The sequence below is a fragment of the Beggiatoa alba B18LD genome, from assembly GCF_000245015.1.
Lineage (GTDB): Bacteria > Pseudomonadota > Gammaproteobacteria > Beggiatoales > Beggiatoaceae > Beggiatoa > Beggiatoa alba.
Map to the genome: position 1 here is coordinate 4,045,641 of NZ_JH600070.1, position 23,882 is coordinate 4,069,522.

Annotated in this window: 27 protein-coding genes; 14 read left to right on the top strand and 13 right to left on the bottom strand. The window is 41.1% G+C overall.

Translation table 11 applies throughout. The annotated features are described in order from the left end of the window. The first annotated feature begins 7 nt into the window (after positions 1 to 7). Entirely contained in the window at positions 8 to 1,315 is a 1,308-nt protein-coding gene (locus BEGALDRAFT_RS16715) for a peptidylprolyl isomerase (protein ID WP_002692051.1), read from the top strand. A gap of 159 nt (positions 1,316 to 1,474) precedes the next feature. Here the strand turns inward: BEGALDRAFT_RS16715 and BEGALDRAFT_RS16720 are convergent, their stop codons facing one another. Continuing rightward, positions 1,475 to 2,035, bottom strand: coding sequence for a hypothetical protein (locus BEGALDRAFT_RS16720; RefSeq protein WP_002692053.1), 561 nt, complete (start codon positions 2,033 to 2,035; stop codon positions 1,475 to 1,477). 52 nt (positions 2,036 to 2,087) lie between these two features. On the opposite strand from BEGALDRAFT_RS16720, the gene moaB reads away from it, so the two are divergent. The 4 genes from moaB to BEGALDRAFT_RS16740 all read left to right on the top strand — a co-directional run bounded on the left by moaB (position 2,088) and on the right by BEGALDRAFT_RS16740 (position 5,704). Further along, a complete protein-coding gene (gene moaB, locus BEGALDRAFT_RS16725) occupies positions 2,088 to 2,603 on the top strand; it encodes a molybdenum cofactor biosynthesis protein B (protein WP_002692055.1) in 516 nt (171 codons plus the stop codon). Positions 2,604 to 2,640: 37 nt separating this feature from the next. Next, positions 2,641 to 3,582 carry a GNAT family N-acetyltransferase gene (locus tag BEGALDRAFT_RS18560; protein ID WP_002692057.1) on the top strand — a complete coding sequence of 314 codons (942 nt, stop codon included), beginning with the start codon at positions 2,641 to 2,643 and terminating at the stop codon, positions 3,580 to 3,582. A 15-nt stretch (positions 3,583 to 3,597) separates the two neighbouring features. Next, a complete protein-coding gene (gene neuC / locus BEGALDRAFT_RS16735) occupies positions 3,598 to 4,755 on the top strand; it encodes a UDP-N-acetylglucosamine 2-epimerase (RefSeq protein ID WP_002692059.1) in 1,158 nt (385 codons plus the stop codon). A gap of 331 nt (positions 4,756 to 5,086) precedes the next feature. Next, positions 5,087 to 5,704, top strand: a complete 618-nt coding sequence (locus BEGALDRAFT_RS16740; protein WP_002692061.1) for a pilin — start codon at positions 5,087 to 5,089, stop codon at positions 5,702 to 5,704. 513 nt (positions 5,705 to 6,217) lie between these two features. Here the strand turns inward: BEGALDRAFT_RS16740 and rpiA are convergent. After that, on the bottom strand, positions 6,218 to 6,880 hold the full coding sequence (rpiA, locus tag BEGALDRAFT_RS16745; RefSeq protein ID WP_040295758.1) for a ribose-5-phosphate isomerase RpiA: 663 nt from the start codon (positions 6,878 to 6,880) through the stop codon (positions 6,218 to 6,220). A gap of 231 nt (positions 6,881 to 7,111) precedes the next feature. Here rpiA and BEGALDRAFT_RS16750 point away from each other — a divergent pair, with 231 nt between their 5' ends. Continuing rightward, the gene (locus BEGALDRAFT_RS16750) at positions 7,112 to 7,843 is read left to right on the top strand and encodes a 16S rRNA (uracil(1498)-N(3))-methyltransferase (RefSeq protein ID WP_002692065.1); all 732 of its coding nucleotides are present in this window, start codon (positions 7,112 to 7,114) and stop codon (positions 7,841 to 7,843) included. Here the strand turns inward: BEGALDRAFT_RS16750 and tsaD are convergent. Further along, complete coding sequence (tsaD, locus tag BEGALDRAFT_RS16755) at positions 7,825 to 8,859, bottom strand: tRNA (adenosine(37)-N6)-threonylcarbamoyltransferase complex transferase subunit TsaD (RefSeq protein WP_002692069.1); 1,035 nt, start codon at positions 8,857 to 8,859, stop codon at positions 7,825 to 7,827. The genes BEGALDRAFT_RS16750 and tsaD overlap by 19 nt on opposite strands. Positions 8,860 to 8,946: 87 nt before the next feature. Between tsaD and BEGALDRAFT_RS16760 the strand changes: the two genes are divergently transcribed. Beyond that, positions 8,947 to 9,531 (top strand): LOG family protein, encoded by a 585-nt coding sequence (locus BEGALDRAFT_RS16760; protein WP_002692071.1) that lies wholly within the window; start codon positions 8,947 to 8,949, stop codon positions 9,529 to 9,531. A gap of 185 nt (positions 9,532 to 9,716) precedes the next feature. Here BEGALDRAFT_RS16760 and cydX read toward each other — a convergent pair whose 3' ends face one another. The 4 genes from cydX to cydP are packed head-to-tail and all read right to left on the bottom strand — an operon-like array spanning position 9,717 to position 12,743. Further along, positions 9,717 to 9,818: a cytochrome bd-I oxidase subunit CydX gene (gene cydX, locus BEGALDRAFT_RS19030; RefSeq protein ID WP_002692073.1), complete on the bottom strand. Its 102-nt coding sequence runs from the start codon at positions 9,816 to 9,818 to the stop codon at positions 9,717 to 9,719. Positions 9,819 to 9,830: 12 nt separating this feature from the next. Next, entirely contained in the window at positions 9,831 to 10,970 is a 1,140-nt protein-coding gene (gene cydB / locus BEGALDRAFT_RS16770; protein ID WP_002692075.1) for a cytochrome d ubiquinol oxidase subunit II, read from the bottom strand. A 6-nt stretch (positions 10,971 to 10,976) separates the two neighbouring features. Beyond that, on the bottom strand, positions 10,977 to 12,563 hold the full coding sequence (locus tag BEGALDRAFT_RS16775; RefSeq protein ID WP_002692077.1) for a cytochrome ubiquinol oxidase subunit I: 1,587 nt from the start codon (positions 12,561 to 12,563) through the stop codon (positions 10,977 to 10,979). 6 nt (positions 12,564 to 12,569) lie between these two features. Further along, positions 12,570 to 12,743, bottom strand: coding sequence for a cytochrome oxidase putative small subunit CydP (gene cydP / locus BEGALDRAFT_RS19285; RefSeq protein ID WP_002692079.1), 174 nt, complete (start codon positions 12,741 to 12,743; stop codon positions 12,570 to 12,572). 306 nt (positions 12,744 to 13,049) lie between these two features. Between cydP and BEGALDRAFT_RS16780 the strand changes: the two genes are divergently transcribed. Beyond that, positions 13,050 to 14,375, top strand: coding sequence for a sigma-54 interaction domain-containing protein (locus tag BEGALDRAFT_RS16780; RefSeq protein WP_002692081.1), 1,326 nt, complete (start codon positions 13,050 to 13,052; stop codon positions 14,373 to 14,375). Between the two features lie 38 nt (positions 14,376 to 14,413). On the opposite strand, the gene BEGALDRAFT_RS16785 is transcribed toward BEGALDRAFT_RS16780, so the two are convergent. From BEGALDRAFT_RS16785 to BEGALDRAFT_RS16795, 3 genes are read right to left on the bottom strand one after another with little or no spacing between them, the layout of a single operon-like run. Next, entirely contained in the window at positions 14,414 to 14,977 is a 564-nt protein-coding gene (locus tag BEGALDRAFT_RS16785) for a YceI family protein (RefSeq protein ID WP_002692083.1), read from the bottom strand. A 59-nt stretch (positions 14,978 to 15,036) separates the two neighbouring features. Further along, complete coding sequence (locus BEGALDRAFT_RS16790; protein WP_002692085.1) at positions 15,037 to 15,606, bottom strand: YceI family protein; 570 nt, start codon at positions 15,604 to 15,606, stop codon at positions 15,037 to 15,039. Between the two features lie 10 nt (positions 15,607 to 15,616). After that, positions 15,617 to 16,147 (bottom strand): cytochrome b, encoded by a 531-nt coding sequence (locus BEGALDRAFT_RS16795; RefSeq protein ID WP_002692087.1) that lies wholly within the window; start codon positions 16,145 to 16,147, stop codon positions 15,617 to 15,619. A gap of 317 nt (positions 16,148 to 16,464) precedes the next feature. Here BEGALDRAFT_RS16795 and BEGALDRAFT_RS16800 point away from each other — a divergent pair, with 317 nt between their 5' ends. From BEGALDRAFT_RS16800 to gabD, 6 genes are all read left to right on the top strand, one after another. After that, positions 16,465 to 17,112, top strand: a complete 648-nt coding sequence (locus BEGALDRAFT_RS16800) for a dienelactone hydrolase family protein (RefSeq protein ID WP_002692091.1) — start codon at positions 16,465 to 16,467, stop codon at positions 17,110 to 17,112. 22 nt (positions 17,113 to 17,134) lie between these two features. Further along, positions 17,135 to 18,004 carry a peptidoglycan DD-metalloendopeptidase family protein gene (locus BEGALDRAFT_RS16805; RefSeq protein ID WP_002692093.1) on the top strand — a complete coding sequence of 290 codons (870 nt, stop codon included), beginning with the start codon at positions 17,135 to 17,137 and terminating at the stop codon, positions 18,002 to 18,004. An 88-nt stretch (positions 18,005 to 18,092) separates the two neighbouring features. Continuing rightward, positions 18,093 to 19,175 carry a DNA cytosine methyltransferase gene (locus BEGALDRAFT_RS16810; protein ID WP_157237694.1) on the top strand — a complete coding sequence of 361 codons (1,083 nt, stop codon included), beginning with the start codon at positions 18,093 to 18,095 and terminating at the stop codon, positions 19,173 to 19,175. Further along, positions 19,144 to 19,902 carry an Eco47II family restriction endonuclease gene (locus tag BEGALDRAFT_RS16815; protein ID WP_002692097.1) on the top strand — a complete coding sequence of 253 codons (759 nt, stop codon included), beginning with the start codon at positions 19,144 to 19,146 and terminating at the stop codon, positions 19,900 to 19,902. Before BEGALDRAFT_RS16810 ends, BEGALDRAFT_RS16815 begins: the two co-directional genes overlap by 32 nt. 53 nt (positions 19,903 to 19,955) lie before the next feature. Beyond that, the gene (locus tag BEGALDRAFT_RS16820; RefSeq protein ID WP_040295019.1) at positions 19,956 to 20,210 is read left to right on the top strand and encodes an RpnC/YadD family protein; all 255 of its coding nucleotides are present in this window, start codon (positions 19,956 to 19,958) and stop codon (positions 20,208 to 20,210) included. 160 nt (positions 20,211 to 20,370) lie between these two features. Beyond that, entirely contained in the window at positions 20,371 to 21,825 is a 1,455-nt protein-coding gene (gene gabD / locus BEGALDRAFT_RS16825; RefSeq protein WP_002692099.1) for an NADP-dependent succinate-semialdehyde dehydrogenase, read from the top strand. Between the two features lie 79 nt (positions 21,826 to 21,904). Here the strand turns inward: gabD and BEGALDRAFT_RS16830 are convergent, their stop codons facing one another. The 3 genes from BEGALDRAFT_RS16830 to BEGALDRAFT_RS19290 form a co-directional block, all read right to left on the bottom strand. After that, entirely contained in the window at positions 21,905 to 22,156 is a 252-nt protein-coding gene (locus BEGALDRAFT_RS16830) for a MoaD/ThiS family protein (RefSeq protein ID WP_002692101.1), read from the bottom strand. Between the two features lies 1 nt (position 22,157). Then, positions 22,158 to 23,471, bottom strand: coding sequence for an NAD(P)/FAD-dependent oxidoreductase (locus BEGALDRAFT_RS16835; RefSeq protein WP_002692103.1), 1,314 nt, complete (start codon positions 23,469 to 23,471; stop codon positions 22,158 to 22,160). 80 nt (positions 23,472 to 23,551) lie between these two features. Next, entirely contained in the window at positions 23,552 to 23,710 is a 159-nt protein-coding gene (locus tag BEGALDRAFT_RS19290; RefSeq protein ID WP_002692105.1) for a hypothetical protein, read from the bottom strand. Positions 23,711 to 23,882: the final 172 nt, after the last annotated feature.

The window sequence follows — 23,882 nt, forward strand, 5'->3', positions numbered from 1 at the left end:
ATTAAGCATGAAGAAGTTACTCACAGGCTTATTATTATGTTACAGCTTAGTGGTTCAAGCAGAAACACAATTGCTTGATTATATTGTTGCGATTGTCAATGATGATGTGATTACCGCCTTAGCCTTGCAAGACGAAGTACGGGCGACAGAGGCAAAACTCAACGAGCAAAAAATTCAAATTCCTTCCCGTCAGGTGTTAGAACGTCAAGTCTTAGAAAGCCTGATTATGGGCAAAATACAGTTACAATTAGCCGCACGGACAGGCATTAATGTAGATGATAATGCGTTGAATGAAACCATGCGCAAAGTGGCTGCTCAAAATAATTTAGATTTGCAAAAGATGCGGATGGTCTTAGAACAAGAGGGATTAAGTTTTAATCAATTCCGCGAAGATATTCGCAATCGGTTAATTATTCAACGCTTACAGCAACGACAAGTTGTTAATCGAGTTAATGTTTCCCCCCGTGAAATTGATGCATTTTTATTAGCCCAAGCTAAACAAGAGACAGGAAAAACAGCTACCGAATTCCGTTTATTTCATATTCTGGTTGCTGTACCAGAAGCGGCTTCGCCTGAAGTAATTGCCCAAAAACAAAAACGAGCTGAAGATATTTTAATTCAGCTACGGGCGGGAGCAGATTTCCAAAAAACAGCGGTTGCAATGTCTGATAGCCCACAAGCCTTAGAAGGGGGGGATTTAGGCTGGCGACGTTTAGGCGAAATTCCCAATTTATTTGCCGATGCGTTAAGCCGTTTACAAGTTGGGGAAACTAGCGATGTAATTCGGAACGCAAGTGGATTTCATATCATTAAATTGGTTGATAAACGGGGGCAATCTGCACAAAACATTGTGACACAAAGTCGCGTCCGTCATATTTTGATTAAAACCAGCGAAGTGATGTCAGATTTTGAAGCGCAAGCGCGTTTAGAAGGGATTAAGGAACGGATTGAAAAAGGAGAAAATTTTGCCGATTTAGCCAAAGCCTATTCTGAGGATTATGCCTCCGCGAATAATGGCGGCGCGTTAGATTGGGTTAATCCGGGGGATATGGTGCCTGAATTTGAGCAAACAGTGATTCGTTCTCCTTTAAACAAAATCAGTGACCCCTTTAAAAGCGATTTTGGCTGGCACATTTTAGAAGTTTTAGAACGCCGTCAACAAGATAATACAGAGCAAGCCTCACGCATGAAAGCAACTGAGCAAATTCGACAACGTAAAATTGCGGAAGATTTACAAACATGGTTGCGTCAATTACGAGATGAAGCCTATATCGAATATCGCTTAAATTCGACAACGACTGGGGATAGAAGTTAAGTCTTGATTGGGTTTTAAACATATAGTGAACGTACCATAAAGTGATTTAAATTTAGGACTAGCAGTCCTGTGAGGACCGCCAGTCCTTCGCATCGTTTTATAGTGCGTTTACTATAACTGAACTTGATGGGGAACAGATTTATTGACTGTTCCCCATTTTTATTTAACCTTAACAGTGCGTTTTTTAACCTGAAATGTGTCATCGTCTATATGCGTTTCTTCTATTTCAATCAAATGATGACCAACTTTGCGAACAATATCAGGATTTTCCTCTAATTGAGCGCAATAAATAGAAAAAGGTTTAATCATTTCGCGCCATTGCTGATTTTTCAATGTATAAATGTGCGCCGCTTGCCAACAACTTGTCCACCAACTAGGGACTAAAGCAATATCATCGCCCCCATCATCATTTAAATCCCCCTCATTCTGCAATAAATCTGCCCCGATACACATAGAAACGACGATTTCCTTTATCATGGAATTCGAAAAATGGATAATACAGCGACAATCACCGCCTTCACATTCATCCATATTATCCCCTGTTTGCGGTTCTTTGATATTTGAGGTAATCCATGCAAATTCCGTTTTGTGGTCTCCATCAAAATCGCCTTGTATGGCATCTTCAGGGATACTTTTATTATTCAATGCATTAACAGGAAAACTCCAAAGTATCAGTAGATTGATGCTTAAACACATCATCATTATTTTTAAAAAAGTCATAACCATAACCCCTCTTTATCAAGGTATTGTTCATTTAAATAGGTAAAACATCATGTCCAGAGAATTTAAACCCATTCGTATTGCCGTTTTAACAATTTCTGATACACGCACAGAAGCTGATGATACATCGGGTCAACTGTTGGTCGACAAATTGACTCAAGCAGGACATGTCTTAGCAGAAAAAGCGATTGTAAAAGACGATATTTATCAAATTCGCGCTATTGTTTCACGTTGGATTGCTGATGCTGATGTCCATGCAATTATTAGCACAGGCGGAACAGGGGTGACAGGACGCGATGGCACACCAGAGGCGATTAAACCATTATTAGATAAAGAATTAGAAGGCTTTGGCGAAATTTTCCGCATGGTTTCTTATGAAGAAATTAAAACTTCAACGATTCAATCTCGCGCTATCGCAGGCGTTGCAAATGGGACTTATATTTTTTGTGTGCCAGGTTCTTCTGGGGCTTGTCGTACCGCATGGGAAAAGTTGATTCAAGACCAATTAGATTATCGGCATCGCCCCTGCAATTTGGTCGAATTGATGCCAAGATTATTAGAAAAATAAACAAATTTTAGGCATTCAATCATCAAAGGGGAGAATCATGCAAATTACTCGCTATCAAGCAGGTCAAGAAGCGCAAATTTTAACCCTATTCGAGCAAACATTCGGCAAGCCACTGTCACTGGCTTATTGGCAATGGCGATTTTTACAAAATCCTGTTTATAGCCCTTTGATTTATCTCATGTGGGATGATGAGTTGCTGGTTGGGCATTATGCTGCTAGCCCCTGTTATTTGAATCTGGAAGGAACGCCGATTTTATCCGCGCTGTCTATGACGACGATGACACACCCGCAATATAATGGGCGGGGCATTTTTACCGATTTAGCCCAACAGTTTTATAGCGACATGCAACAGGCAGGATTTAGCAGTATTTGGGGGTTTCCGAATCGAAATTCGCACTATGGTTTTATTAAAAAATTAGCTTGGCATAATTTAAATCTTCTTCCAACTTTAACCTTAGCAACTCAAGGGTTAAAAACGACACAAGCTAGCGTGTTGATTCAACCGATTAGCCAATTTACCGCGCAACATGCAGACACTTATCGAACGTTTTGCCAAGCATTTCCTGTCAGTGTGCATAAATCCAGCGATTTTTTAACGTGGCGTTATCTACAAAATCCAAGCAATCACTATACAATTTTTAGCTGTTCTGACCACGAACAAACCTATTTTGCAGTGACTAAGTTGTATCAAACGGCAGAAACGCGGGCCGTTGATATTGTTGAATGTATTTTTCCTGCGGATGAAAGCCTCTTGCTTGCCTTGCTGAATCAAATCGTTACGTTTTATCACCCTATCACGCAGATTAATGGCTGGGTCTCTTTGCAAGACGCACTCTATTTGCCATTAGAAAAAATCGGTTTTATTCCGACCTTGCCGTTAACCTATTTAGGCGTTCGTGCTTTTGGGGAATCGTATCAATCTGCCCTCTACAATGCCCAACACTGGCGCGTCAGTATGGGAGATTCTGATGTGTTTTAACCAATGAAAACAAACATGAAAAAAATTATTTTTGTCACAGGAGCTCGCTCCGAATATGACTTACTTTATTCTGTGCTAAAAAAATTGAATCAATTAGCAGAGATAGACTTATCTATCTTAGTAACAGGTGCACATTTATCGGAACAATTTGGTAAAACCCTTGTCCATATTGAACAAGATGGATTTAAAATTGCAGATAAAGTTTATAATCTTGTTGATACCAATGAAAAAATTGGGCGAGTTATTTCTTTAGGGCATCAAATCCCTGCCTTTGCACAAACGTTTATCCGCCTTAAACCTGATGTAGTCATGGTCGCGGGTGATAGAGAAGAAGCGATTTCTACAGCGATTACTGCAGCTTATATGGGAATTGTGGTTGCGCATTTTTTCGGCGGCGATATTGCTAAAGATGGAAATATTGATAATTCAGTCCGTTATGCAACCTCTAAATTTGCGCATTTACATTTCACCACGCATCCTGCTCATGCAGATGTGTTACGTCGCTTAGGGGAAGAGCCAGAGAGAATCTTTGTTGTCGGAAATCCTGCCTTAGACCGCTTTTTAGAAACGCCTGTTTTAGACCGACAGGCTTTATCAACAGCCTTACAGTTTGATATTACTCAAGGTAATTATTTAGTCTTAGTGCAACATGCCATTATCACGGAATATGCACAATCAGCAGTTAATATTCGTCAAACCTTAGATGCTATTGTCGCAACGGGTTGTAACTGTTTGATTAATTACCCAAATTCTGATGCGGGGAATTATGAAATTATTAAGGCTTATCAAGAATATGCGCAGAAGTATCCACAATTATTTCTTTTTCAGAACTTAGAGCGCACGCTATTTATTAATGTCTTGCGTCATGCAGCTTGTTTAGTCGGCAATTCCAGTTTAGGCATTTTAGAAGCACCTAGTTTGGGTTTACCTGTTGTCAATGTTGGCTCTCGGCAACGAGGGCGTTTAAATGCAGGTAATGTGATTTTTACAGATTATGATACAACGCAGATTTTAGCCGCAATTCAACAATCACTATTTGATATGGCATATCGCCAATCTATTAAGAATATTGTAAATCCTTATGGTGATGGGCACAGTGCGGAAAAGATAGTAACGATTTTAAAAAATCTGGTTATTGATGAAAAAGTAATATACAAGAATATTACTTATTAACCTGAGTTTGATGAGTAACTTTTTTTGTCTGAATCGGGATTCACAGTATAGTAAACGTACTATAAAACAATGCCGAGGACTGCCAGTCCTAAATTTAAATCACTTTATGATAACCTGAGTTTGGCGAGTTTTATAAAATAAAACAGAGACCTGCTAGATTTTAAAAACCTAGCAGGTCTGTCGGAGCACGCGAAAAGGGTTGAAGGACTGGCAGAGATTATTCTCTTGTTTTTCATCTGGATTCACCAGACAAGCTGTTGTCTTTTTTAAAAGAATCTCGCCGAACTCGCGTTATGATATGTTTACTATATGTCACCAAGAGACTGGCGCAATGAAACCAACTAATGAACCCATTGCAGTACAGCCAAAAAAAATACCTTCCAAAATCAGCTGGTTGATAGTAGCTTTTATTGTGTTTGTGTTGGGGGCGATTGTGTGTGGTACAGGTTCTGCTACCGCAGTATTTTTTGCCGCCGCGCTGACCTTGCCAGCAGTGTTGAGTAAGAGACGGGCTGAAAGTGCATTTGGCGTTTTGCTGTTATGTTTTTGCTTAGGTATTGGGTCAGTGATTTATTCCAAACAGAACGAAAATCCATCTTCTTATTGGAATTATCTAAAACGCGCTAAAGTGAATTTATCATTGAGTATATTGGAACAACTAAAATCTCCCGTGGAAGCCTTTTATGCGGCGCAACATGCTTGTCCTAACCCAAAAGAAATAGGCATTGCAATTACCAACAAGTATGTAGAAAACATCGTGCATACTCATCTCTCTGATGATAAAAAATGTCTCTACACCGCCTTCTTAAAAACCGATGCTGGTTTTGATGCCAACGCCACACTGGGATTGGTGTATCTGTCTGAATCACGAACTTGGAGTTGCAAGAATGCGGATACTGGTACAACCACGCTCAATCCTATTTACCTGCCATTTAAGTGTAAAAATTAACCCCAGTTTTGCGAGATTTCATAAATGAAATATAGTAAACGTACCACAAAGTGATTTAAATTTAACGCGAGTACGGCGAGTTTCTTTTAAAAAGACAACAGCTTGAATGTTGTAGGGTGGAATAGCGAAGCGTATTCCACCTTGAAATTCTGCAAAAACTGAGCAAAAAAAGATTATAAATCGTATGGTGGAATACGCTTTGCTATTCCACACCTGAGTTCGGCGAGTTTCTTATAAAAAGACAACAATTTGTCTGAATCAGGATTTTCAGGATTAACAGGATTAGCAGGATTTAAAACCCTCAAACCAAAAAGTCAGGTGAATCACACTTTTTAATTCTGCTAATTCTGAAAATTCTGTGAATTCTGATTCAGACAAAAAAAGACCTGCTAGGTTTTTAAAACCTAGCAGGTCTCTGTTTTATTTTATAAAACTCGCCGAACTCGGGTTAAATTTAGGACTGGCAGTCCTCACAGGATTGCCAGTCCTCGGTATCGTTTTATAGTACGGTTACTATACAACTAATTTTTTAACCCCGTTATCAGTGCCTAACAGTAATACATCGGCGGGACGATGGGCGAATAAACCATTTTCAACTACGCCCACAATGCTATTAATAGCGGTTTCTAACTTTAACGGTTCGCTAATATTCAGATTATAAACATCTAAAATCATATTGCCGTTATCTGTCGTAAAGCCTTCCCGCCACATAGGATTACCGCCTAACTTCACCAACTGACGCGCAACATAACTGCGTGCCATCGGAATCACTTCAACAGGCAAATAGAATTTTTGTCCTAATTGATTCACTAATTTGCTTTCATCCGCAATACAAATAAATTTAGCACTGGCAGCCGCAACGATTTTTTCACGGGTTAACGCACCACCGCCCCCTTTAATTAACTGCAAAAGATGTGTTGCTTCATCTGCACCATCAACATAAATCGATAATTCGCCTACACCGTTTAAATTTAAGACAGGAATACCATGTGATTTTAAACGGTCTGCTGTCGCTTGGGAGCTTGCAACAGCTCCCTCAATTTGCGATTTCATTTTTGCTAATTCATCAATAAAACAATTTGCGGTGCTTCCTGTACCGACTCCAATCACCGTATTCGGCTCAACATACTCCAATGCTGCTTTAGCAACTTGCTGTTTTTTCTCTTCAGCTGTCAGCATAATTTCCTTACCTCGTTGCAATTGATGCGATAAAACATAAATAAATAGGGTATTGTCTTGCCTATTTAGAATCAATCTACTGATAATAAAAAATATTTCCCCAAAACTATCAACAACCATCATACCGTTTAAGCAATTTTAAACTGTAGTATTTTTTGCTTTTTATCTAACTACAGTAAAATAAGCCGTTTTCTGACCAACTTTGCATATCCCATTGAGGCTGTACTTATGCGTTTATCCCGCTTTTACCTCCCGCTTTCCCTCTCCCCTCTCACCCGCATTGACCTTCCTAAAGAGGTCTTACACTACATGCTAAACGTCTTACGCTTGCGAGAAGGCGATAAATTGAGGGTTTTTAATGGTGAAGGTGGAGAATATGATGCTTGTTTAGTTGATGTTGGTAAAAAAAATGCCCGTTTACACGTTGGCGAATGGCACACAATAGAGCGTGAATCCCCTTTAAAATTAACACTGGTACAAGCAATTTCACGCACAGAACACATGGATTATGCCCTGCAAAAAGCGGTTGAATTAGGCGTGAATACCATTGTACCGATTATGACAGAACGCAGTGTCAGACTAGACCCTATCACCGCAAATAAACGCGCCCAACATTGGCAAAAAATTCTCATCAGTGCGTGCGAACAATCAGGACGTAATCGCTTACCAACATTACATGCTGTCACCACCTTAGAAAACTATCTTTCTGAGCCACTGAACGAACTCGCCTATATCCTTTCCCCAACCGCTCATTATCCCTTACCACTACAATTAGAAACGCCACCCACGACATTACGCATAGTGATTGGTGCAGAAGGCGGATTTACCACAACTGAAGTTAATACCGCAGAACAGGCAGGTTATAAAGCCATTAGTTTAGGCTCACGCATCCTCCGCACAGAAACCGCAACCATCACGATTCTAGCGATTTGCCAAGCACTTTATGGCGATTTAGCTTGATAAGTTTCATCAATCGCGGTCATTAACCAGCGAGGGCGGGCATTAAAATCAAGTGTATTTGACTGTCCCGCTTGTAAGCGCAAACATCCCGCTAACGCAATCATCGCACCATTATCCGTACAAAACTCGATACGCGGATAAAACACTTGAATGCGCAAACTTTTCCCCAATGCTTGCAACTGTTGACGCAAGCGTTTATTTGCACCAACGCCCCCCGCAATCACTAACCGCTGTAAGCGCGTTTCCTGCAATGCCCGTCGACATTTAATCACTAAGGTGTCGACAATCGCGTCCTCAAAGGCGCGGGCAATATCGGCACGAACCTGTTCGCTAGGATTTTCCTGCGCTTGCCACGTTGTCAAAACCTGCGTTTTTAAGCCACTAAAACTGAAATCTAAACCTGCCCGATTTGTCATCGGACGCGAAAAATGAAACATTTCAGGTCGTCCCTGCTCCGCTAACCGTGCTAAAGCAGCACCACCGGGATAACCAAGCCCCAATAATTTTGCAGTTTTATCAAATGCCTCGCCCGCTGCATCATCTACCGATTCCCCCAATAACTGATACTGCCCAATCCCTCGCACCGCGACTAATTGCGTATGTCCACCAGAAACTAACAAGGCTAAAAATGGAAAAATTGGCGCAGGTGTTTCTAACATTGGTGCTAATAAATGCCCTTCTAAATGATGCACCCCAATAGCAGGCACACCCCATGCCCACGCCAAACTACGCCCAACAGAAGCCCCAACCAATAACGCACCAATCAAACCAGGGCCAGCGGTATAAGCAACACCATCAATCTGCTCGCGCTGTGTACCTGTTTTCTGCAATAAATCGGTTAATAAAGGAATGATTTTGCGTACATGGTCACGAGAGGCTAATTCAGGAACAACCCCGCCATACTGTGCATGGAGTTCGACTTGACTATATAATTCATGTCCTAACAACCCCTGTTCACTGTCATACAGCGCAACCCCAGTTTCATCACAAGACGTTTCGATACCTAACACACGCATAATTGAACAATCACTAAAAGAGAAAAGGCGTAGTGTATAGCGCGCTCACACTTTGCGCTATACATCCAATTCATGAGGGATATCAGCATGACAACACTCAAAAGCATCAGCGTATTCACAGGGGCAAATAAAGGGAGCCATCCCAATTACAGCCACGCCGCCCAATCTTTAGGCAAAGCTCTTGTTAAGCAAGATATTACTTTGATTTATGGCGGAGGAAATATTGGTTTAATGGGCGTATTAGCCGATAGCGTCTTAAATGCGGGCGGGCGAGTCATCGGCGTAATCCCTGAATTTCTCGTTGCTAAAGAAGTGGCACATCAAGGACTAACAGAATTAATCATCGTCAACAGTATGCACGAACGCAAAGCCAAGATGATGGAACTATCAGATGCTTTTATTGCCATGTCAGGTGGATGGGGCACATTAGATGAGTTATTCGAAGTCCTGACATGGTCACAATTAGGGTTACATCATAGCCCTTGTGGCTTATTAAATATTGCGGGCTATTTTGGTTATTTATTAGAATTCCTAGAACATAGCGTTGCGCAAGGATTTCTAAGAAGCGAACACTTAGAAAGTTTATTAGTCGAAGAAAAACCTGAACGTTTATTACAAGCTTTGAGCAACTACCACGCCCCGACTATTGAGAAATGGATTGATAGGGTTTAAAAAACTTGTCTGAATCAGGATTTTCAGAATTAACAGGATTTAAACCCCTTAAACCAAGAAATTAATGCGAATCACGCTTTTTAATTCGGCTAATTCTGAAAATTCTGTGAATTCTGATTCAGACAAAAAAGGACCTGTTAGGTTTTGAAAACCTAGCAGGTCTCTGTTTTGTTTTATAAATCTCGCTAATCTTTCTCCAAACTTTCCTGAGCTTCCAACCACAACACATTAATAATTCCCAACGAACAGGCAAGTGCAGTGCCTAACATCCACGCAAAATACCACATGTTACAATCTCCTTAATAAGCGGAATGTTGATGAGCCTCAATGTGTTGCTCGGTAATTTTGCCACGCAACACTCGATAAACCCAACTGGTATAAAACACTATCAACGGTAAAAAAATCAGGGTCGCATAGAACATAATCAGCAGGGTTAAATGACTCGACACAGAATCCCAAATAATTAAACTGTGATTCGGATTCACGCTAGAAGGCATGATAAAAGGAAACATTGCGCACCCTGCTGTCATAATCACTCCTGCTAACATCACACTACTACTTACAAAAGCCCGCTTTAACTGTTGCCGTTGCGCAAAACGCATTGCTAACCCTACGCCCGCAAATGCGCTTATCGGTGCAAGTAAAGTGAGTGGATAAGTGCCGTAATTGTTTAACCACGCCCCAGCCTGCATGGCGACTGTTTTGGCTAAAGGATTCGGCAATGCGTCGGTTGCTGGCATTGTCAACACTTGATAACCTTGAATACCAAAGATTAACCATAAACCTGCTAATGCAAAACTGCCGATAAATAACCAACCAAAAAGCCATGTTGCGCGTTGACTGCGTTCATAAATCGCGCCTTCTGTGCGAATTTGTAAATAAATCGCGCCGTGCATCACTAACATGGAAAAGCTGACAATGCCCGCTAACAGCGCAAAGGGGTTGAGTAATTGCCAAAAACTGCCCGTATAAAAAGCCCGCAATTCGTCGTCGAAGTAAAACGGCACGCCTTGCAACAAGTTACCGAACGCCACGCCGAACACAATTGCAGGCACTGTACCACCGATGAATAAACCCCAATCCCATGTTGACCGCCAATAAGGATGTTTGATTTTACTGCGATAATCAAAGCCAACAGGACGCAAAAATAGCGCGAATAAAACCAGTAATAAGGCAATGTAAAAGCCTGAAAAAGCGACTGCATAAACAATTGGCAAAGCCGCAAAAATCGCCCCGCCCGCAGTGATAAACCACACTTGATTGCCTTCCCACGTTGCCCCAATGGCATTAATCACAATCCGCCGTTCTGTATCGTTGCGTGCCACAAAAGGTAACAGCGTACCAATACCCATATCAAAACCGTCTGTAATTGCAAAACCTATCAGCAAAATGCCAACAAAAAGCCACCAAATCAGCTTTAAACTTTCATAATCCAACATGATTTTTTATCCTTTCGCGCTGATGGTTGTCATTTGTTCAAAGTGATAGCGTTTTGTGCCTAAACTGCTAGGGCCTAAACGGGCGTATTTAATCATTAAAAACATTTCTACGATAAATAACAGCGTATAAAAACCAATAAATCCCGCCAAACTGAAATATAAATCGTTCATTGAACGACTAGAAACACTTAAATGGGTAGGTAAAATTTCGGCAATTGACCATGGTTGGCGACCATATTCTGCTACAAACCAGCCCATTTCTGAGGCAATCCAAGGCAAAGGCAAACAACACAGCGCGAACCAGAGAAACCAGCGGCGATTAGGATGGGTTAATGTGCGTTGTGCGGTGAAATAAACCGCTAATACAAATAAAATCAACATGGTAAAACCTGCGCCGACCATCAGACGAAACGCCCAAAATAATGGCGCGACATGGGGGACTGTGTCTAACGCAGCTTGATGAATTTGTTCAGGTGTCGCATTAATAACTTCAGCCGTGTATTTTTTCAGCAATAAGCCGTAGCCTAAATCCTGTTTATATTTTTCAAACTCGGCTTTAGTTTCCGCTTGCACTTGTCCTGCTTTGAGCTGTTCACGCAATTGCTTGAATAAGGTATAAGCCGTTATTCCGCGTTTAATCCGTTCCTCATTTTCAGCAATGAGTTGTTTTAAGCCTTTGACTTCTTCATTAAAAGAGCGCGTGGCAATAATTCCCATCACATAAGGAATTTTAATAGCATAATCCGTTGTTTGGCTTTCCTGATTGGGGAAACCGAACAAGGTAAAAGCGGCGGGAGCTTCTTCGGTATTCCATTCAGCTTCAATCGCCGCGAGCTTGACTTTTTGCACTTCGCCTGCGGTGTAACCACTTTCATCTCCTAAGACGATAACGGATAAAATCGCTGCTAAACCAAAGCCCGAAGCGACCGCGAATGAACGGCGAGCAAATTCCACATCGCGTCTTTTCAGCAAATAAAAGGCACTAATCGCTAATACAAACACTGAACCTGTGACATATCCCGCTGCAACGGTGTGCACAAATTTCACTTGTGCGACAGGATTAAAAATAACTTCGCTAAAGCTCACCATTTCCATACGCATGGTTTCATAGCTAAATTCTGCACCGACAGGATTTTGCATCCAGCCATTAGCGATTAAAATCCACAAAGCGGATAAATTTGAACCAATTGCCACTAACCAAGTGACCATTAAATGCTTACGCTGACTTAATCTATCCCAACCAAAGAAAAACAAACCGATAAATGTCGATTCTAAGAAAAACGCCATTAAGCCCTCAATTGCCAACGGTGCGCCAAAAATGTCACCGACATAATGCGAGTAATACGCCCAATTTGTACCAAATTGAAACTCCATCGTGATGCCAGTCGTCACCCCTAGCGCAAAATTAATCGCAAATAATTTGCCCCAGAATTGGGTCATATCCTTATAAATCTGTTTATTCGTCATGACATAAACCGATTCCATAATTGCCATTAAAAACGACAAGCCCAAGGTTAAAGGCACAAATAAAAAATGATACAGCGCGGTAATCGCAAACTGTAAACGCGAGAGTTCTACAATACTGTCAGTCATGCTTTACTACTCAACTTTTATCACAGAAGAAAAAAACACCCCATCCATATTAGGCACAGTCCAATGTTGGGCGATGGGTTCGCTAAAAAAGCAATTTTTTAAAACAAACAAAATCAATAATTTAATTGCTAAAATACTGATAATTTCCCGTTTTAGTGGTGTAAAAAACGATTTTTGCATAATGACCTCAGATAATTGCTTGCAGAATATAATCGTAAGCTCAAGCTAATACCATGAATCATGCCAAAAAAATTTATTTTTAATATCAGTATATTACTTACGATAATTCATGATAAATAAGCGATTTCACGGCCTGTATATGTGATTTGCCATAAAAGTGCTTTTTAAAGACTTGGCAAAAGCAATGCCGATTTCTTATTTAAAAATAACTATTTGTTTATAAATAAAAATTTTAAATTGTGTTCTATTTTGAATTTAGATAAACTGTCAAAAATGACTTAATCACCTTTTCAAAGACTGCCAAAAATGACGGTAATGCCTAGCCCTGAAATTCTGCAATTTCTACAGTACTATCCTGTGCCCGCTGCCCTGCTCAGCGTTGACTATGAAATTTTGGCGACTAACACCGCTTATCAAACGCATTACACTAAGATTTCACCTGAAAAAACTTATTGTTATGCAGCATCACATCATTACAATGTCCCTTGTGACCAAGCGGGCGAAAGCTGTCCCCTAAAAACTACGTTAGAAACAGGCGAAGCCCAGCGTGTGCTACACATTCATTACACCCGCCACGGTGAAAGCCATGTCGACATCCAAACTTTGCCGATTCGCAACAGCAACGGGGAAATTGTTTATTTATTAGAGGTGTTACGAACGCTAAAAATCGCCAGTCCTGACATCATGGCTGAAGGATTAGTCGGGCGCAGTCCTGCGTTTCAACAGGTGTTAGGCTTAGTTTCCCGAGTCGCGCCAAGCGAGGCGACTGTTTTACTGCTAGGAGAGTCGGGAACGGGTAAAGACTTAATTGCACAGGCAATTCATGCAGAAAGTCCTTATGCAAAAGGGCAATTTGTGCCTGTTGACTGTTCGGGCTTATCAGAAAATTTATTTGAAAGTGAACTATTTGGACATGAAAAAGGCGCGTTCACAGGCGCGTATCAACGTAAATTCGGTTTAGTCGAACAAGCACGCGATGGCACATTATTTTTAGATGAAATCGGCGATGTTCCCTTGAATTTACAAGTAAAACTATTACGTTTATTAGAAACAGGCATTTATCGGCGAGTTGGCAGTATAGAGCCACAAAAAGCTAATTTTCGCTTAATTTGTGCAACCCATAAACCATTAGCAGACATGGTACAAACAGGCACTTTTAGGCAGGATTTATACTATAGAATCAATGTTTTTCCTATCACACTACCTGCGTTAAGGCAACGGCGCGAAGATATTGGCCTGTTATGTGATTCTTTATTAAAACGCATAGCTCCTCATCGCGTATTAACCTTGCATCCTAGCAGTTTAGCTTTTTTACAAAACTATGCTTTTATGGGCAATATTCGTGAATTACGCAATTTATTAGAGCGGGCGAGTTTATTAACAGATGGGGAGGAAATTCTACCGCATCATTTAAATGTTGAAGTTGTGCCAAATCTACATCCAGAAATGAAGGAAGAGCCACAGTTCTGTACAGCATTTTGCACGTTAGACGAGGTAGAAAAAAACTATTTAACTTGGGCAGAAGCGAATTTTACAGGGACATTAAAAGCGTTAGCACAACAATTAGGCCTGCAAGAACGAACTTTTTATCGAAAACGGCAGGAAAGTAAAAAGAAAGGAGCAGAAAATTAGGATTTCCACCCCTTGCACGCTTCAGTTAAATTTTGCGGTTAGCCTTTAAACGCTTCTGCTTGAATGCTGATTTTGACCTCATCACTAACGGCAGGCACGTAGGTTGACATGCCGAATTCAGAACGTTTGATACTGGTTGTTGCATCAACTCCGCAATGATATTTCTTGGTAATGGGATTTGTACCACAATTGAAGTAATTCACGGTTAAAGTCACCGGCTTAGTTGTGCCTAATAAGGTTAAATTACCTTCAATAAATGCGGGTTTGTCGTCTTTAAAATTCACGCTGGTGGACTTAAAGGTTAAAGTCGGGAATTTTTCCACGTTAAAAAAGTCTTCGCCACGTAAGTGTTCTTCTAATTTGGCTAAACCTGTGTCGATGGATGTTGCATCGATAACGATGTCCACAGAACCTGTTTTTTTCTGCGTATCTAATACAACCGTTCCTTTGGTGCTGTTAAACCGACCGCGTTGGGTAGAAAATCCCATATGATTGATTTCAAAGCTAGGGAATGTATGGGTTGAATCGATGGTTAATGTGTCAGCCGCAAAAACAGTCGTGCTTAAACCTAATAATACGGCAGATAATAAAGTCTTTTTCATGGTAAAACTCCGATAAAAAATATAGTTAAATCCAATTAATGGGGTAAACGTTGCCCTGCTTAGGGTTTTGCAGTGGCGATGACAGAAAATTTTATAGTGACATCATCGGCGACGGTTTCAGTATCTGACCAAGCCCCCTCACCGATATTAAATTGCAGGCGTTTTAAGACGAATTGTCCGCTAAATTCCACTTTAGCATCCAGTTGCTTTACAACGACAGGTAAGACAACCGCTTGCTTTTTGCCTTTAATATCCAGTTCGCCTGTTACTTCATAACGGTCATTGCCGAGACTTTTCACGCTTTGACTACTAAACGTTGCTTTTGGAAAAACTGCTAAGTTAAACCATGGTTTCCGTTTTACTTCTGTGTTTGCTTCATCACTGCCTAAATCGATGCTGTTTAAATCAATGTCGATTTTCGCGCTGGTGCTTTCAGGTTTTGCAGGGTCAAATTGTATTTGTGCATCAAAGGCTTTGAATATGCCTTCAACGGGGACATTCATCTGGGTATAAACAAAATCGATTTTGCTGTCTTTGGCTACTACGGCGTTATATTCCAGTGCGTGTGCCCATGGGCTTAAGGATGATGCGCCCAATAGTAGGAGTAAAAAGCATTTTTTCATCATCATAAATATCACCTTATGAAAAGAAGGACATCCGTTTTAAAAGATTATCTTTGGCAATCCATTGATGTTTAATCGCTGCCCCAATATGTAACACAATTAAAGCAATCAGGAGGAAGTTTAAACTGCCATGTATCGCGCCAAAAAGCTCGCGTAACTCTGTATTTTTTGAGACTAAATCAGGTAACGGCAATACGCCAAAATACACGACGGGAAAGCCTGCTGCTGAACTCATTAACCAGCCTGATAACGGAATCGCTAACATTAAGCCGTATAAGAGAATGTGCACTGCATGGGCGGCATAAATTTCCCACCATTTCATCCCAGCAGGTAAGGCGGGGGCGGGGTGCGTCATGCGCCATGCTAAACGGAAACAGGCGAGGAAAAAGACGGTTACGCCTATCCATTTATGCCATGAATACAACTGTAGCTTTTCAGGTGATAAGGGTAAGTTGCTCATATAAAAGCCCAGTCCTAATAAGCCAAACAGCAATAAGGCAATGAGCCAATGTAAAGTAATCGCGGTCGGGGTATAACGTGCAGTCATTATCGCTTGCCTCATTTAAACTAATATTGATTGTCCTAATGAGGACTATTGTAGCAAAAAAATTGAGAAAGGAAATAGGTTTTTTACTTATTTTGCAAATTCAATCATTAAACTTCTGTTATGTGAGTATTTGCTAAAGAGCCAATTTGCGACTATGATTCGCTCCTTTAAACGCATGGTGAATCGTGCAATTGCCTTGTTATTAGTCACTGTAGAGCAAAATGAAGCGTTATTTTGTGAAAGTTTAATAACCATTCACTATCACCTCTTTTTTGATATAGTTTTTACAGTATTTTCATGTATTAAGGAGCTTTTGAATGGAGTTGACCACACCAGAGGGTGAAATCTTTAACACTTATGTCGCAGGTGCAAAAAAAGCGACCAAAGGTTTATTGATGATTCATGACTCATTCGGCGTGTCCGACTACAACCGTGACTGGGCAAATTATTTTGCAGAACAAGGCTTTTATGTCATGGTTGTCGATTTATATGACGGTAAAGTCGCCAATAATAGTAAAGAAGCCAGTGAATTAATGCACACACTAAACCCTGATATTGTGAGTCGTAAACTCAGCACGGCATTGAGCGCGTTAAAAACGGCAAAGAGAAAAATCAGTGTGTTAGGTTGGGCGGCAGGCGGTTTGCAAGCACAAAATTTGGCGTTACAAATGTCGGGAGATGTCCAAGCACTTGTTTTATATTACTGTCGGATTATTATTGATAGACATAAAGTTGCGAATTTGCAATGTCCTGTTTTTGCAGTCTTTGCAGAAACAGAAAAAACATGGCCTGATAAACAAGCGGCATTAGAACATGTCATGGCAGAAGCTGAGAGACCGCTAGAATGTCATAGTTATGATGCAGATGCAGGGTTTATCAATCCTGAAAATTTAAATTACGATTTAGAAGCTGCCGAAGATACCCGCGCTAAAACGTTAGCGTTTTTAAATAAAATGCTGGCTTAATACTTTATGTGAGAGGTTAATAATGCGATACCGTGCAATAGGTTGGATGTTGTTTAGTATTTTGTGGTTGGGGCTAAGTTTAAACGTTGCTCAAGCGAATGAACTAGCGACAGTTCTCAATAAAATACGCACAACGCCCGCTGTTGCTGGGGGAATTGCATGGATAGTTCTTAACAGCAATAATCCGACTTTACCGCCTGATATGCGTTATAACGGTAAACGGGTTGCCTTGTGGTTTGATGTTCAAACACAACGTTGGGTTGCATTAGTTGGTATTCCTTTATCTACGGCGGTAGGGACACAAACATTAATTGATGCCCAAACAAACACCCGTTATCCGTTTCAAATTGTTGATAAAAAGTATGCGGAACAACGTTTAACTTTAAAAAATAAACGTCAAGTTGACCCAGAACCCGACGATTTACGGCGGATTGAGCAAGAAAACAAATTAGTACAAATTGCCTTAAATCCTGCATGGCGTGCGGTTTCGCTGTTACCTTTACCCTTAATAAAACCAGTTGCGGGACGCTTTAGCAGTCCTTTTGGCTTACGGCGTTTTTTCAACAATCAACCGCGTAAACCTCACAGCGGGCTAGATATTTCTGCGGGACAAGGGGCGATTATTCAAAGCCCTGCGGATGGAATTGTCGTATTAACAGGCGATTTCTTTTTTAATGGCAATAGCGTTTTTATCGACCATGGTTACGGTATTGTGACCATGTATTGCCATCTCAGTGAAATTGATGTTCAGGAAAATCAAGCCGTTTCCGTGGGACAACCTATTGGCAAAGTGGGCATGACAGGACGGGCAACGGGGCCGCATTTACACTGGGGTGTAAGTTTTAACGGTACGATGATAGACCCGATGTTAGTGATAAATGAAACTGAATAAATTATCCACGAAAGGCACGAAAAACACGAAAAAAATCTGTTTCGTGCCTTTCGTGTTTTTCGTGGATTAGGGTGTTTTAATGAGTGTTATGCAACTCAATTGTGCTTCTTTCGAGAGTTATACGCCGTCAGTGATTGAGTTATTTGCGGGAGCTGGCGGGCTTGCGCTTGGGCTTGCGTTAGCAGGCTTTGATACAAAAGCCGTATTAGAAAATAATAAATGGGCCTGCGCAACATTGAGAAAAAACCGACCTGATTGGTATATCATCGAGGATGATATTCTCAGCATTGCAGATGTGGGTATTTCAAAAAGCATTAAATTAGATAAGCCACTTGATTTATTATCAGGGGGGTATCCGTGTCAAGCCTTTAGCTATGCGGGTAAAAAATTAGGCTTAGAAGATACTCGAGGCACATTATTTTATAGTTTTGCCGAAATTTTAAAAGAATTACAACCTAACATGTTTTTAGCAGAAAATGTAAAGGGTTTAGTCAGCCATGATAAAGGCAGAACTTTAGAAACCATGCTGAATGTATTTAAAGAAGTCGGTTATCAAGTTTATTATAAAATTTTAAATGCAATTGATTATGAAGTTGCACAAAAACGTGAACGTATTGTCATTATTGGTGTAAGAAATGACGTAAGAGCTAAAATTGGTTTTGACTATACCTTTCCTAAGCCTTTATGTAAAAAATTAACATTGCGTGATGTTTTGCAAAATGTGCCTGATTCACTTGGTGCGAGTTATAACGAGAAGAAAAAAGCGATTTTTGCATTAATTCCACAAGGCGGATGTTGGCGGGATTTACCCGACGAAATCGCGCGAGAATATTTAGCAGGGAGTTATCATTTAGGAGGCGGGAAAACAGGGATTGCTCGGCGTATGTCATGGGATGAAGCAGGTTTAACCGTGTTATGTTCGCCTGCTCAAAAGCAAACAGACCGTTGTCACCCCGATGAGTTAAGACCCTTCACCGTGCGAGAAAATGCAAGAATTCAATCTTTTCCTGATAATTGGGAATTTGTCGGTTCAGTCGCAGAACAATATAAACAAATCGGGAATGCTGTCCCCGTCAATTTAGCCAAACATATCGGCTTATCTATTAAACAGTATTTAATGGGAATGCAGACTGTCAGGTATGAACACTTACAACTTAAACTTCATTTCTAACGAAAACCTATTTAATCATGTACAAGAAACCATTTTAAAATATCGGTTTAAGATGGATTTAAAATCCTTCAATCAAAACTTAGTTGATCCTATTAAGCTCACTTTTGATCACATCATTTACCAGAAAAATCCACAACTGTTGATTAATGATGAAATCATGAGACAAATTGATAAATCAAATACTAATCATATAGGCTATTTCCATCAAAATATTTTCAATTATTTAGGAAATGGCTGGTATGTTCCTGCTAAAGGATTTGATATCGTTAACGACGAATTAAAAATTTTCGTTGAAATGAAGAATAAACATAACACAATGAATTCTTCTTCATCACAAAAGACTTATATGAGAATGCAACATGCAATTAATCAAGACCCATGTGCACAATGTTTTCTTGTTGAAGTGATTGCAAAAAATAGCCAAAATATCCCTTGGATAATCTCTTTAGAAGGAGAGCAATTATCCGACGAACGTATTCGGCGCGTTTCAATTGACCATTTTTATCATATTGTAACAGGCGAAAAAGAAGCTTTTAAACAACTCTGTGAAATATTACCGGTAGTTATTAAAGATGTTGTGAACAGTATTAAACAAGAAATGATGCAAAATACAGTTTTTCAAGAATTAGCCTTGATTTCTCCCAATATTTTACAAAGTTTATATTTATTTTCTTTTGCCGAATATGAAGGCTTTGAGCATTTCAGATACACGGACGACGCTCTGTAGAAGACTATCAAAGTTTGGAGCAGGTCTATCAAGATAAATACGAGGTAAAAGCCATGTTAGACAATGCGATTCAACAGATACGGCAACAAGAAAGGGCTACAGGATTTGAAGAAGGGATTTTTAAAGGTAGAGCCGAAGGAAAAACAGAAGCCCTAATTACCTTATTAGAAGCTCGCTTTATGCCTTTAACACTAGAAGAAAAAGAACGCCTGTTTCAATTAACGGATGAAAAGATAACTGCTTTATTAATCCAATTCTATAAAATCGATAGTATGCGTGAATTTTGGCAGGGTATTGAAACACATTAGGTGCAACCCCTTTATGATTAAGGCTATATTTGTTGAATACGAATGATAGTTCTTTATCTGAACCAATATATTTAATTTATCCACGAAAGGCACGAAACACACGAAAAAAATCTGTTTCGTGCCTTTCGTGTTTTTCGTGGTTAAAGATTAAGGAGATACCATGTTATCGCTAAAAGATGCGCGTTTGTTTCGTCAACAAGCTTATATTAATGGTCAATGGTTAGATGCCGATAGTGGTAAAACAATAACAGTTACTAATCCCGCAACAGGTGCAGTATTAGGCACTGTGCCTGAAATGGGTGAAGCAGAAACACAACACGCAATTGTTGCTGCCCAGCAAGCATGGACAGCATGGCGAGATAAAACTGCGAAAGAACGTGGGCAAATTATGCGGGCTTGGTATCAGCTTATTATGGCGAATCAGGATGACCTCGCCGTTTTAATGACGGCTGAACAGGGTAAACCCTTGAGCGAATCTAAAGGTGAAATCAGTTATGGCGCGTCTTTTATCGAATGGTTTGCCGAAGAAGCTAAACGTGTTTATGGCGATGTGATACCCGCTAGTAAACAAGGGCAACGGATTATTGTGTTAAAACAGCCGATTGGCATTGTCGCAGCAATTACACCGTGGAATTTTCCCAATGCCATGATTACCCGTAAATGTGCGCCCGCTTTAGCCGTTGGTTGCCCTGTGGTGATTAAGCCCGCCAGTCAAACGCCTTTTTCCGCCCTTGCGCTTGCTGAATTGGCTGACCGCGCGGGTTTTCCTGCGGGAATTATCAATGTCTTAACAGGGAATTCTCGAGCGATTGGCGGGGAAATGACGGCAAACCCCTTAGTACGTAAGTTATCATTTACAGGCTCAACCGAAACAGGCAAGTTATTGATGCAACAATGCGCGGGAACGGTGAAAAAAGTTTCTTTGGAATTAGGCGGAAATGCGCCGTTTATCGTCTTTGATGATGCTGACCTTGATAAAGCGGTGAGTGGGGCAATTGCGTCTAAATATCGGAATGCAGGGCAAACTTGTGTTTGTGCGAATCGCTTGTTAATCCAATCAGGTATTTATGAGCAGTTTGCGGAAAAGTTAGCGGTTGCCGTGCAACAATTAACCGTCGGTGATGGTTTGAAAGGGGAAACTCAGCAAGGCCCTTTAATCGATATGCACGCCGTGGAAAAGGTCGAGGCACATATTGCGGATGCCGTGAGTAAAGGGGCGCGGGTGGTTTGTGGCGGTAAACGTCATGCGTTGGGCAATACGTTTTTTGAGCCGACCATTTTAGCGAATGTTACGCCTGCGATGCGGGTCGCCCGTGAGGAAACTTTTGGCCCTGTCGCGCCTTTATTCCGTTTTGAAACTGAAGCAGAAGCGATTCAGATGGCAAATGATACAGAGTTCGGGCTTGCTGCTTATTTTTATAGTCGAGATTTAGGGCGAGTTTGGCGAGTGGCGGAAGCTTTGGAATATGGCATGGTGGGGATTAATGAAGGGATTATTTCTACCGAAGTCGCACCATTTGGCGGGGTGAAAGAGTCGGGCATTGGACGCGAAGGGTCGAAATATGGGGTTGATGATTTCTTAGAAATTAAGTATTTGTGTATGGGTGGAATTTGATTTAATCTGAACTTAATGAGAATAAACGATTTTAGGGCTGGCAGTCTTTGAAGAACTGCCAGTCTTTTTTTTGAGCGATTTACCCACCCGCGACAGGCGGAAACATTACAACAATATCGCCTTGATTTAATCGTGCGCTTGCCCGTTTATCGGGAGCGACATAAACCCCATTAATCAGGACTAAGTGGGCAGATTGTTCAGGAATATGATGTGTTGTAATTAAATCTTGTAACGATGTCCCTTCGGCTATATCCAGCTCCGTTTGATTGCGTTTCGCCCCTGTGGGTAAATATTGCGCAAGACTGGCGTATAATTTTAGGGTAATTAACATGTTACACCTCTAATAATGCGGCTCTACGGGTGTCTTCGGGTCGCCAGCCTGATGATTCAGGAATTTGGGTTCTGGCTAAATAGGCTTCCATTAAGCGGAACGGGTCGGCTTTTAAGCGTTCTTTCCAACTGCCTAATGGCACACGTCCATGAATTAAGCCACGGAGTACGCCAATGTGTTGCGTTACGCCTAAGCTGGTTGCACCAACTAAGAAGTCTTCTTTAAATTCTAGCTTGATATAGCGGTAGCGTTCAGGGTCGTAGAGTTCTACATTGTCGCCACCATCAACGCCCATCCATAAACCAAATGAGGCAGAGATTAAGCCTAAAGTGTCTAAGACGTTCATGTTAAAACTACCGCGATAAAAATGTCGATGTCCTGTCATGTTCAGGGCGGCAATGCGTCCATGTTCGGCGGCAGTGGGTTGAATGGCATGAACTTCAAAGTTCCATGTTGAAAAATCGCGCCCTTCGGCAACATCGCCCGCTGCAAAAATGCTGGGGATGTTGGTTTGTAGGTAGTGGTCAACCAGAATACCGTTGCCTTTATGGGTTTGAATGCCACTGCCTTGTAAAAATTGGGTATTTGGACGTACACCCGCCGCAGAGATAACTAAGTCCGCTTCTAATACGCGCCCATCGCTTAAAGAAACAGCAAGCGGGTGTGGGCGTTTGTCGTCGCGTTCAATGGAGACAACTCGAGTAGAGGTACAAACTTGTACGCCTTTGGATTGACACCACGTTTTAATTAAGTTGCCCGCTTTGGGGGGCATCATCCGAGGTACCATGCGGTCGCCCATTTCAACGACGGTTAAGTCAACGCCACGCATAGCAAGGGCTTCTAAGACGATACAGCCGACAAATCCCGCACCCAGTAGGACGACTTTAGCACCATGTTGGGCAATTTTGATGATGTTACGCGCATCATTGAGCGTCCAACAGTTGTGCACACCTTTAGAATTGATACCTGCAACGGGTGGAAGCACGGGGCTTGAGCCTGTCGCAATCAGTAAGGTATCAAAATGATGGGTTGTGGCATTGTCTAAGACGACAAAATTGTCATGCGTGTTAATGCGTTTAACCCGTTGTTGCATGAGGTTGATACGACGTTCTGCAAAGTGTTGGGGATTTTTTCGTAGATAAGTCCCTTCTTCCCCCACTTTTTTAATCAATAAGTAAGGAATCGCCATGCGTGAATAAGGTGGCTCTGTTTCTTCACCGATGATTGTAATTTTGCTGTCTGGGTCTTCTTTACGGAGGGTTTCGGCAGCAATAACGCCCGCAGGGCCTGCGCCGATAATGACATGATGCACCACGATAATATCCTTGTTAGAAGATGAGCCTGTTTAAGTGTGTCGCTGATGATTGCGCAATCTTAGTGCGTTGGCTCATTTCGTTAAAACAGTACGATGTAAATCGTAAACGCGAAGCCAACAACCGCGTACCATCCCATTAATTTGGGAAGTTCTTTCCCAAGGTAAAAAAGGTCGAATCCTTTTGTTGCCCACCAGCCGAAGGGGAGTAACAGTAATATTATAAAAATTAAAGTTATCATGAGTTTAACTCCCGATTTGTTATGAGTGGGTGAGTGTAATGATGGGTGGTGTTACAGGCTAAAACGTTACTATTATTCTATTTTTGTCGGTATTTTACCCAACTGCATATCGTCAAAGCCATTAAGTTAAGTGAGCATGATTATTGTAGGGTGGAATAGCGTAGCGTATTCC

Bases quoted from the DNA above. Each gene is read 5' to 3' on its own strand.
- cydB (WP_002692075.1), bottom strand. From the start codon at position 10,970: ATGTTGGATTATGAAAGTTTAAAGCTGATTTGGTGGCTTTTTGTTGGC.
- gabD (WP_002692099.1), top strand. From the start codon at position 20,371: ATGTTATCGCTAAAAGATGCGCGTTTGTTTCGTCAACAAGCTTATATT.
- BEGALDRAFT_RS16785 (WP_002692083.1), bottom strand. From the start codon at position 14,977: ATGAAAAAGACTTTATTATCTGCCGTATTATTAGGTTTAAGCACGACT.
- BEGALDRAFT_RS19290 (WP_002692105.1), bottom strand. From the start codon at position 23,710: ATGATAACTTTAATTTTTATAATATTACTGTTACTCCCCTTCGGCTGG.
- cydP (WP_002692079.1), bottom strand. From the start codon at position 12,743: ATGCAAAAATCGTTTTTTACACCACTAAAACGGGAAATTATCAGTATT.
- cydX (WP_002692073.1), bottom strand. From the start codon at position 9,818: ATGTGGTATTTTGCGTGGATGTTAGGCACTGCACTTGCCTGTTCGTTG.
- neuC (WP_002692059.1), top strand. From the start codon at position 3,598: ATGAAAAAAATTATTTTTGTCACAGGAGCTCGCTCCGAATATGACTTA.
- BEGALDRAFT_RS16715 (WP_002692051.1), top strand. From the start codon at position 8: ATGAAGAAGTTACTCACAGGCTTATTATTATGTTACAGCTTAGTGGTT.
- BEGALDRAFT_RS16820 (WP_040295019.1), top strand. From the start codon at position 19,956: ATGTTAGACAATGCGATTCAACAGATACGGCAACAAGAAAGGGCTACA.
- BEGALDRAFT_RS16775 (WP_002692077.1), bottom strand. From the start codon at position 12,563: ATGACTGACAGTATTGTAGAACTCTCGCGTTTACAGTTTGCGATTACC.
- BEGALDRAFT_RS16740 (WP_002692061.1), top strand. From the start codon at position 5,087: ATGAAACCAACTAATGAACCCATTGCAGTACAGCCAAAAAAAATACCT.
- BEGALDRAFT_RS16780 (WP_002692081.1), top strand. From the start codon at position 13,050: ATGACGGTAATGCCTAGCCCTGAAATTCTGCAATTTCTACAGTACTAT.
- moaB (WP_002692055.1), top strand. From the start codon at position 2,088: ATGTCCAGAGAATTTAAACCCATTCGTATTGCCGTTTTAACAATTTCT.
- BEGALDRAFT_RS16720 (WP_002692053.1), bottom strand. From the start codon at position 2,035: ATGACTTTTTTAAAAATAATGATGATGTGTTTAAGCATCAATCTACTG.
- BEGALDRAFT_RS16760 (WP_002692071.1), top strand. From the start codon at position 8,947: ATGACAACACTCAAAAGCATCAGCGTATTCACAGGGGCAAATAAAGGG.
- BEGALDRAFT_RS16830 (WP_002692101.1), bottom strand. From the start codon at position 22,156: ATGTTAATTACCCTAAAATTATACGCCAGTCTTGCGCAATATTTACCC.
- BEGALDRAFT_RS16810 (WP_157237694.1), top strand. From the start codon at position 18,093: ATGCAACTCAATTGTGCTTCTTTCGAGAGTTATACGCCGTCAGTGATT.
- BEGALDRAFT_RS16805 (WP_002692093.1), top strand. From the start codon at position 17,135: ATGCGATACCGTGCAATAGGTTGGATGTTGTTTAGTATTTTGTGGTTG.
- BEGALDRAFT_RS16790 (WP_002692085.1), bottom strand. From the start codon at position 15,606: ATGATGATGAAAAAATGCTTTTTACTCCTACTATTGGGCGCATCATCC.
- BEGALDRAFT_RS16800 (WP_002692091.1), top strand. From the start codon at position 16,465: ATGGAGTTGACCACACCAGAGGGTGAAATCTTTAACACTTATGTCGCA.
- tsaD (WP_002692069.1), bottom strand. From the start codon at position 8,859: ATGCGTGTGTTAGGTATCGAAACGTCTTGTGATGAAACTGGGGTTGCG.
- BEGALDRAFT_RS16815 (WP_002692097.1), top strand. From the start codon at position 19,144: ATGAACACTTACAACTTAAACTTCATTTCTAACGAAAACCTATTTAAT.
- BEGALDRAFT_RS18560 (WP_002692057.1), top strand. From the start codon at position 2,641: ATGCAAATTACTCGCTATCAAGCAGGTCAAGAAGCGCAAATTTTAACC.
- BEGALDRAFT_RS16795 (WP_002692087.1), bottom strand. From the start codon at position 16,147: ATGACTGCACGTTATACCCCGACCGCGATTACTTTACATTGGCTCATT.
- BEGALDRAFT_RS16750 (WP_002692065.1), top strand. From the start codon at position 7,112: ATGCGTTTATCCCGCTTTTACCTCCCGCTTTCCCTCTCCCCTCTCACC.